Here is an 8,778-nt window from a genome sequence, read left to right as displayed (position 1 = left end):
AAGTTAAAGCGTTGCTGGCCGAATGGTATCGGGAACGCGCCGGAGATGTGTTTCAACGCAGGCTTGATTTACTGACACCGCAGACCCTTTGGGTTAATGAGCGTCCGCCGATACGTTTGCGGGCGATGCAAACGCAATGGGGTAACTGTTCTGCAAAAGGCTGTCTGACCTTAAATCCGTGGTTGGTGAAAGCGTCCTCAGAATGCATCGATTATGTCTTGCTACATGAGTTATGCCACGTGGCTGAGCACAACCACAGTGAAGAGTTTTACCGTCTGATGGGGCAGGTTATGCCGGGCTGGGAAAAGGTTAAGAAGCGACTGGATGGTATGGCTGGGATGTTGTTGGCAGATATGTAGTTTCTAACTTATTCCAATGGGCTCATTTGTCTAGGGGAGTCAGGAACGAGTTAATTAGATTTTCCAAGTTCAAGCCTAAAATACAAATTTGACAGCATCAAATCCTTCGATAGTGACAACACGGGAAGTTGAACAACGATGAATACAGCTCATTCAACAGAAAAGCTTTATCTTAGAAATATCTATGAACTTTTGGGAGAAAATTTTTACATACCTGCTTATCAGCGGGGATATCGCTGGGGGGCGATCCAAGTAAAAGAACTACTGGATGATATCTGGGAGTTCAGTCAACCGCATGGCGGTAATGATTCTTCATTTTACTGTCTACAGCCTGTTGTTGTGGTTCGAGGGGAAGATTGTTGGCAGGTCGTGGATGGGCAGCAAAGGCTAACCACGTTACGTCTTATCCTGCACTTTTTGGAGCAAGAGCACCTGAAGAGACCCTTAGAGGAGGCATACAAAAAAAGCGTGTATATGTTGAAGTATGAGACCCGGCCGGGATGTGAAGCATTTTTGCAGGGGATTCATAAAGAATCCAACACTGACAATATTGACTTCTTTCATATGGTCCAAGCGTATAATGCTATTAGAAATTGGTTCTCCGACAAAGATTATAATGATAATAATAAACTCTTGGCGACGTTACTGGCTAAGTCTACTGAAGAACGCTCTGTAAAGGTTATTTGGTATGATTTAAGTGACGAATGCCTTAACAACGATTATGCCATTGATGTTTTTTCCCGTATCAATATTGGTAAAATACCTCTGACCAATGCTGAGTTGGTTAAGGCTTTGTTTTTACAGCGAAGTCATTTTCACAATGATCAAGCAAGATTGAAGCAGTTACAGATTGCGACGGAATGGGATATTATTGAAAAGCGGTTGCAGGAACCAGCATTCTGGTATTTCATAAGTAATTCAAGTAAACACTACCCAACACGAATTGAATACATCTTCGATTTAATGAAAGGGAAAAAGTCTAATGACGAGACATTTTTCACTTTCCATAAGTTCCATGAAGATTTCAAGTCTGGCACGGCTAATATTGAGCATCTGTGGCAAGGGATAAAGCGTTATTTCCTGAGCTTTGATGAATGGTTCCAGGACAGAGAACTATACCATTTGATAGGCTTTTTGGTTGATTGCGGTGAGAAAGTTGCGGAGTTAAAAGCTGAGTCGGAGCGAGAGAATTCAACGAAAACAGAGTTCAAAAAATATTTGAAAGATCGTATTCGTCTCCAGGTCAGGTGCCAGTTAGATGAGCTTTACTATGATGAGCCTGTCATTAAAAAATTGCTTCTGCTGTTCAATATTCAAACTTTATTGTCAACGAGGGAAGCAGATATACGTTTTCCTTTTGACCGCTATAAGCAAGAAAAATGGGATATTGAGCACATTCGGTCCCAGACAGATTCTGCCCCTGTTGGGGTTGCCCGCAAGGTGTGGTTAAAGGACATTGAGGTTTACTTCAGTGGTAGTCGGTTTAAAGGGGATTCTTTAGAAAGAGAACAAGAATTTGCTGCCATAGCCACTGAACTCTTGACCTTGGAACATATCGATAATGAATTTGACAGGCTTTATAATGAGGTAGTTAGTTACTTTGGCCAAGATGAAGTGTCCTGGGGAGATGAGCTAGGCAACTTGGCACTGCTGGACTCTTCAACCAACCGCAGTTACAAAAATGCCTTGTTTCCAATTAAACGCGCTCGCATCATAGACAATGATAAGCGCGGAGTTTTTGTCCCCATTTGTACCAAGAACGTCTTTTTAAAATATTATAGCCAGTCTGTAACTGAACTTGTTCATTGGTCAGAATCTGATGCTAAATATTATCAGGAAGCAATAGGTCAAACGTTGAAAGACTATTTGCCTGACCAAGGAGAGAAGAGTGAGTAATATAAAAATCGATTCGCGTTCGGGTGAACGACTCAGTTTTTTCCAGTTGTTTGAACAAAGATATATGCAGGTAGAAATCCCTATAATCCAACGGGATTATGCCCAAGGCCGGATAGAAGTTGCAGAGGTTAGAGATACCTTTTTACAAGCATTACATGGCTATTTGGAAAAAGGTCTGCCTTTTCAGGATTTGGACTTCGTTTATGGTAGCGTGATTAGCAATGATACTGGACGGCATCGTTTCATCCCCTTGGATGGTCAGCAACGGTTGACCACCTTGTTCTTACTACACTGGTATCTTGCTCAAATTGCAGATCAGCAAGAATCCTTTCGACGGGTATTAAGTACGGACGGGAATTCCCATTTTACCTATGAAACTCGCAGTAGTTCGAGAGAGTTTTGCAATGCATTGGTTGGCAATGATATAGATTTCTGTGCTTTGTTGCTGGAGTCTGGTACTGAGTGTCTGAGTAAGACGATTAAAGACAGGTCATGGTTCTATTTATCGTGGGAGAGTGACCCTACTATTAGTTCAATGCTGACGATGCTGGATGCGATTCATCTCCATTTTTCTGGAAATGTAGATTACTTTGATAAGCTTAACGACAAAGACAAACCGGTAATTACATTTAGATTTCTTAACCTTGCTGAATTCAACCTCACGGATGATTTGTATATCAAAATGAATGCCCGAGGCAAGCCGCTGACAGAATTTGAAAATTTTAAGGCAAGGCTGGAAAAAACCATTAAATCATTCACCGGAGATTGGCCGGAATATAGACTAAGTTTCAAATATACGCCTGTGTCTGGCTATGAATATTTCATTCATAAAATTGATACGGATTGGGCTGATCTGTTCTGGTGCTATCGAAATGTTGTAACCAAAGATAATTCTTTTGATGATGAGTTAATGAACTATATTGCCATATGTGCAGCCAACTTTCTGTTACTGCAAGAAGCAGAGGATAGTTATAGCTTACAAAAGCAACTGTTTGGTTCGGGTGGTAAAGTTAACTCATTATCCTTTATGGAGTATGAACAGTATGGATATTTGTCACAGACGCTAATAGCTGAATTGATTATGCAACTGGATCTGTTACGTGGTCATGCTAGTTCATGCTCGGGTTTGTCCATATATCTGGAAAATAACAGATATTATGATGAAGAATCTATTTTCAAAAAAATTATTACCAATAACTCAAGTTTTTCGGAAAAGGTGAGGTTTCATGCTTTTTACGCTGGTGTAGCGAATGGCAAGATAGGGGAGGAGTTAGCATCCTGGATGCGAGTTGTATTCAACCTCACGGAAAACACTATTTTCAATACTATAGATGATTATCATAAAGCATTGCTGTCTATCAATGAATTGTCCCAACGTGATGATACTGTGCTGAATTTACTCATCCAGGATGTAATGATAAAAGGTTTTCTCGCGGTTCAAGTATCTGAAGAAAAACTGAAAGCTCATCTTTTGATAAAATCTTCTGAGTGGAAGGAGGCTATTCTTGCACTTGAAAACCACGAATATTTCAGGGGGCAAATAGGTTTCGCATTGAAGTTCAGCGGTATTGCTGACTACTTTAACAGTCACGGAAACGTTGATTGGGATGATGTGAAGGAAAACTATTTTACACGATTCAAACACTATGCAGATACTAGTTCGGCAGTATTTAGTGCAATAGGCGAAAGCTCGGAAGTATTAGATTTTGCATGGGAGCGTGCTGTGCTTTCAAAAGGTGACTATCTTACCTCGACAACAGCGGATAGATTCAACCTTCTCAGTTCACGTACAAATAAGAATAACGTCGAACGCGATCATTCCTGGCATCGTCTATTGCGGCAAGACTCAAATATTCTTTGGAATGCACGGCAACAACATGTTAAAGCCGTGTTGGATGATCCGGATTTTGATATGGGTGATTTAAGGGGTGGATTAGAGAGGATTTGTGCTAAGGCATTAAGTGAGCAGCCATTTAACTGGCGTACTATCTTGATTGAGAAGTCAGAGTTATTTAACCTTTCTAATCAGGGGTTTATTGTATTGAATACTCACGAGAGCGTATTGTTACATGAGTCTCAGCGAAATCACTATCAAAGTGAACTTTATTCCAAGTACTTAGAGTTGGAATTAAAAGATAGAAAACTGAATACAGCTCCTTTCAAGCACAAGTTCTACAATAGCGTACGTAGTGGGGAAGATATATCATTTCTACATTTAAGTGGTTTTTCTCTTCATGGGCAACAGGTTGAGTTGGAAATATTCTTCAGAGACAACCAATATAACATCTTGTTCTACCGAAATGATGAGACAGTACCATTCTCAGATGAACTGCAGAGTGCTATGGAATCTTGTGGATTTATTGTTCTAGCTGATTCGAAGGATTACAATCCTGAAGACTGGCAATGTAGTGATGATAATTATGTGTACTACTGTGAAGAGCCTGATCGCGCATTAGCAATAATATCCAACCTTTGCACTCGGCTAAGTGATCTAGCCCGCGAGCAATTGTCATAGCATTAAGTGAGATTGCTGTATGTGAATACATGCAGTAACACGAAACCACCGTGTGGTCAGATACAACGTGACACACGGTGAGTTTAAGCTATGTGCTGATTCTGTGCTCAGCGTAATCCAAGTCTATCTATTTACTGCCAATTACAGTCAAGTAGAAGGACAACTACAGCAAAGTTTCGCAATACACTGCTATGTAACACATTGATCCTGCGTAGAATTTAAAATCCCTCGGCGTTCGCGCTGTGCGGGTTCAAGTCCCGCTCCGGGTACCATGGGAAAGGCAAGAATAATCAAAGCAATAAGCAGTGTCGTGAAACCACCTACGGGTGGTTTTTTTGCGTCTGCGGTTATGCAGCGCGTGCTCTCTCATTATGATCGGTAGCGGTTGTTATCGCTACCGGCTGTAGCGCTGCCTGATGCGCTTAATCACCTCATCTCTCTGCTCCTGATGCCCGCGCATCACTCGCGGATGGGCGATTCTGAAACAGACCGTCTCTCCGGCGTTAAACTCCCACAGCTTTCCTGGAATAACTTCCGCGGTCGTATAACCGTTCAGATGCCCGGTAAACAGGCGCTTGATGATGAAGTCCGTTTTTCTGGCACCGGAAGCAAAGATAATAACGTCGGGCTGCAGATGCATAATCTGTGCCGCCAGCAGGCTCAGCGAGACAGATATCACCTCCTGACGCTCTTTTGACGGACGAAGCAGCGGCGTCCGTCCATGATAATCCCAGGCAAGCAGGTTAGCGTAGACGATGGCCCGCGGAGAAATATTCAACGCCCTGGCCAGCCGGAAATAATACTGCATAAAGCGGCTGCGGGATGTCAGGGTCAGGGTCCCGTCCTTTTTCACCGGCAGATACTTTTCGTAGCGGGCTATGGCCTCCGCCACCGCCTGCTCTGTGGTTACGCCGGGTATCAGCCCTGCGGCGCGGGCAAGCCTGTTTTTACCGTTTAAGGTGTTCCAGCCGGCCGTTTCACGGCCAACCAGCACTATTTTTACCGGCGAGCGCCAGTATTCAGCGAAGGGGATGGGTAAAAATACGCCGGAGTAGCGATCCTCACTCAGCGTAAAGGCCTCAATATCAATCTTTTTGAGGATTTCGGTATAGGCGTTACGCAGTATTTCCATGGCGTTCTTCGCTCCGGAATGGCCAGGCGGTCAGTTATGCTACCAGCAAAACGTCGCAGAGCAACGGTGAAGCCTTCGCCCGCGCTTTCCGCCTGACCGGTAAGGCGAAGAAGCGCTAAAACCCCCGTTTTGCTAATTTTACCCGGCCCTGGCGCATTGTGATGAGGCAGGCATGGACGCATAATAGCGGCCGACCTCCGCAGGTGCGGGGTTAAGCGCCAGCTTTTTCTGGCGATGAAGGAAACACAATGGAAAGGCGTAACTTTCTGAAAGGGGCCGCAGCACTCTCCACGCTTGGCCTGGTCAGCCCGGTCTTCGCAAAAACCGAAGCCGCCGCACAGCCCGCCGTCTTGTCTTCTGGCAAAACCCGCCGCTTCGTTATGACACAAACCTACAGCCTTAAGGCACCGGCAGGATCGTCCGGTAAGGTTAATCTGTGGATCCCCATTCCGGAAGAGACCGCTTTCCAGCAGTTGCTTAACCTCTCTTTCAGCGGCAACTATCAGCGCGCCTCGCTGAACGCCAACAACCGCTACGGAGCTAAAGTGCTGTTTGTCACCTGGCCGGACTCCGACGGTCCGCTGAACCTGAAGGTTGAGATGGAGATTGCCACCCGCGACTGGGAGGTGCTTAAAGAGAACCGACTGGCCGACTGGCAACTGCCGGTGACGGATATCACCATCCCTGAAGAGGTTGCGCCGTTCCTGCAGGCGACGCCGCATATTCCGGTGGATGGCCCGGTCAAAGAGGCCGCGCAGAAAATTATCGGCAGCGAAAAAGCGCCGCTGAAGCAGGCGCGCCTGATCCACGACTGGGTCAGCAGCCATATGCATCGTGACGATGCGGTGGTGGGCTGCGGCACCGGCGACGTTGGGGAAATCCTGAAAACCGGTCGGCTGGGCGGCAAGTGTACGGACATTAATTCGGTGTTTGTCGCGCTGTGTCGCGCGGTGGGGATCCCGGCGCGCGAGATGTTCGGCATTCGCCTCGGTGCCAGTCGCAGGCTGGACAGATACTCGACCAAAGCCTTCGGCAGCGCCGATGCGCAGGGTGTGGCGAAGGTCAGCGGCGGCCAGCACTGCCGCGCGATGTTCTGGCTGGCCGGTTTTGGCTGGATGCCTGCCGACCCGGCGGACGTAACCAAAATGCGTCTTACCGAGAAAAAAGAGAACGACGATCCTGCGGTGGCGGCCGTGAATGATTACCTGTTCGGCAACTGGGAGATGAACTGGGTGGGCTTCAACCACGCGCGCGACTTCGCCCTGTCGCCGGCCGCAGAGCAGGGCGATGTGAATAACCTTGGCTACCCCTACGCCGAAGTGGATGGCGATCCGCTGAATTTCTACGATCCGGCCGCTTTCAGCTACGACTATGTCAGCATCGAACGGCGTTAAGGGCGGGCTTCTGACTCTGCTGGCGGCGCTGGTTGCCGCCGCGGCGTCAACGCTGTGCTGCATCGGGCCGCTGCTGTATCTGCTCTTCGGGATCTCCGCCGCCGGGCTGGTGGGCATTCCCGGTGCTTCCTGGCTGCAGATCCCGATGGTGATTATCGCGCTTGGGCTGATGGCGCGCGGCTTCTGGCGGCTGCATCTGTCGCCGCGGCCGGTATGTGTGAACGTGGTGAGCCGCCGGGTGCTGGTGTGGCTGTACTGGCTGGCGGTGCCGCTGGTGCTGGCCCTGATCGCCTATCCTTACGTTTTGCCCTGGATATGGGAGTGGATGGAATGAGAAAAGCAATCTGTCTGACGTTGCTGCTGTTTACGTCGTTTGGCCGGGCGGCCGATAAGCTGGTCACTATTGACGTTGGCGAGATGAACTGCCCCCTGTGCGTGATTTCAATCAACCAGGCGCTGCGCAGCACCGACGGCGTGGTTAAGGCGAAGGCTTCGCTGAAAACCCGCCAGGCGACGGTGGTGGTGCCGGAAGACTTTGATAATCAGAAGCTGCTGGCGGCGATTGCCAGAACCGGATTTAAAGGCCAGATCCATGCGGAAAGCCCCCTGCGGTAAGCCGCCGTCGGCGGGCTGGCGCACTCCTCCGCCAGCCCGTCATCTGCGCACCAGCTCAAACTTCCAGTGGGCTGAGGAATTCCCAATAATGTGCAAGTGAAAAAAGACAGGCGTAGAGTTTTGTGATCTACTGATTGTGTCACCCATTCAAAGAGATCCTCTCAATGCCTGCTTATCGAGTATGTCAGAAGTTCTTCCAGGATGCCTTAGCTCCGTTTCACCAATACCGACAAAATGCTCTGCTGGATGCCAGGGTTGCGCTAATCAATGGATCCTGCACAGGCGGTAATACAGCACCATCTTCTTTATAATCTGCGCCGTCGCCGCCAGCAGGCACAGTATCTGCGTCTTTATCAGACCACGGTACTGCGCATACCTGTGTTGGTGATGTTGTTTCGCATTCGCGAAAGTACCGAGAGGAAAAGGAGCACAAGCTGGCGCTGAACGCGCAGAACGGCCTCAGCAACGTGACGCCCTGCTGCAAGAGCCTGCATATCAGCCTGTTCTTTGACGGCACCAACAACAATGAACGGGCCAGCAGTGAGGCCGCCCGACCCAACCCCAGCAATATTGCCCGCCTCTATCATGCGGCGCTGGAGGATATCGACAGCGGATATTATCNCTCTATCATGCGGCGCTGGAGGATATCGACAGCGGATATTATCGCTACTATATGCCCGGGGTGGGCACCGCCTTCCCGGAAATCGGCGAGCTGGATTTCAGCAGTGAGGGGCTAAAGTACGCCCGGGGCGGGGAGGCGCGGATCAACTGGGCGCTGCTGCGTATTATTGATGCCGTTAAATATACCTTAACGCAAGAGAGCTTAGACGATAACGAGGCGAGGGCGCTGACGCACGCCCTGGACGA

Annotated in this window: 8 protein-coding genes; 7 read left to right on the top strand and 1 reads right to left on the bottom strand. The window is 48.1% G+C overall.

Annotated elements, in window-relative coordinates; all coding sequences use genetic code 11:
- The 3 genes from GJV78_RS21820 to GJV78_RS21810 form a co-directional block, all read left to right on the top strand.
- A partial coding sequence (locus tag GJV78_RS21820) for a M48 family metallopeptidase (RefSeq protein WP_155110205.1) occupies positions 1 to 359 on the top strand: 359 nt, incomplete at its 5' end.
- Between the two features lie 138 nt (positions 360 to 497).
- Positions 498 to 2,255 carry a DUF262 domain-containing protein gene (locus GJV78_RS21815; protein WP_155110204.1) on the top strand — a complete coding sequence of 586 codons (1,758 nt, stop codon included), beginning with the start codon at positions 498 to 500 and terminating at the stop codon, positions 2,253 to 2,255.
- On the top strand, positions 2,248 to 4,770 hold the full coding sequence (locus GJV78_RS21810) for a DUF262 domain-containing protein (protein WP_155110203.1): 2,523 nt from the start codon (positions 2,248 to 2,250) through the stop codon (positions 4,768 to 4,770). The genes GJV78_RS21815 and GJV78_RS21810 overlap by 8 nt, the downstream gene beginning before the upstream one ends.
- Before the next feature lie 394 nt (positions 4,771 to 5,164).
- Here the strand turns inward: GJV78_RS21810 and GJV78_RS21805 are convergent, their stop codons facing one another.
- A complete protein-coding gene (locus GJV78_RS21805; RefSeq protein ID WP_155110202.1) occupies positions 5,165 to 5,902 on the bottom strand; it encodes a hypothetical protein in 738 nt (245 codons plus the stop codon).
- Positions 5,903 to 6,150: 248 nt separating this feature from the next.
- On the opposite strand from GJV78_RS21805, the gene GJV78_RS21800 reads away from it, so the two are divergent.
- The 4 genes from GJV78_RS21800 to GJV78_RS23825 form a co-directional block, all read left to right on the top strand.
- A complete protein-coding gene (locus tag GJV78_RS21800; protein ID WP_155110201.1) occupies positions 6,151 to 7,296 on the top strand; it encodes a transglutaminase-like domain-containing protein in 1,146 nt (381 codons plus the stop codon).
- Positions 7,274 to 7,630: a hypothetical protein gene (locus GJV78_RS21795; protein ID WP_155110200.1), complete on the top strand. Its 357-nt coding sequence runs from the start codon at positions 7,274 to 7,276 to the stop codon at positions 7,628 to 7,630. The genes GJV78_RS21800 and GJV78_RS21795 overlap by 23 nt, the downstream gene beginning before the upstream one ends.
- Positions 7,627 to 7,911 carry a heavy-metal-associated domain-containing protein gene (locus GJV78_RS21790; RefSeq protein ID WP_155110199.1) on the top strand — a complete coding sequence of 95 codons (285 nt, stop codon included), beginning with the start codon at positions 7,627 to 7,629 and terminating at the stop codon, positions 7,909 to 7,911. Before GJV78_RS21795 ends, GJV78_RS21790 begins: the two co-directional genes overlap by 4 nt.
- A 673-nt stretch (positions 7,912 to 8,584) precedes the next feature.
- A partial coding sequence (locus GJV78_RS23825) for a hypothetical protein (protein ID WP_456237499.1) occupies positions 8,585 to 8,778 on the top strand: 194 nt, incomplete at its 3' end.

Origin of the sequence: Intestinirhabdus alba, assembly GCF_009711095.1 — a bacterium.
Lineage (GTDB): Bacteria > Pseudomonadota > Gammaproteobacteria > Enterobacterales > Enterobacteriaceae > Intestinirhabdus > Intestinirhabdus alba.
The sequence above is the reverse complement of the archived record's forward strand: the minus strand, read 5'-3'. Positions and strand labels throughout refer to the sequence as shown.

Excerpts from the sequence above, each read along its gene's own strand:
- GJV78_RS21795 (WP_155110200.1), top strand. The coding sequence starts at position 7,274 with ATGTCAGCATCGAACGGCGTTAAGGGCGGGCTTCTGACTCTGCTGGCG.
- GJV78_RS21815 (WP_155110204.1), top strand. The coding sequence starts at position 498 with ATGAATACAGCTCATTCAACAGAAAAGCTTTATCTTAGAAATATCTAT.
- GJV78_RS21805 (WP_155110202.1), bottom strand. The coding sequence starts at position 5,902 with ATGGAAATACTGCGTAACGCCTATACCGAAATCCTCAAAAAGATTGAT.
- GJV78_RS21800 (WP_155110201.1), top strand. The coding sequence starts at position 6,151 with ATGGAAAGGCGTAACTTTCTGAAAGGGGCCGCAGCACTCTCCACGCTT.
- GJV78_RS21790 (WP_155110199.1), top strand. The coding sequence starts at position 7,627 with ATGAGAAAAGCAATCTGTCTGACGTTGCTGCTGTTTACGTCGTTTGGC.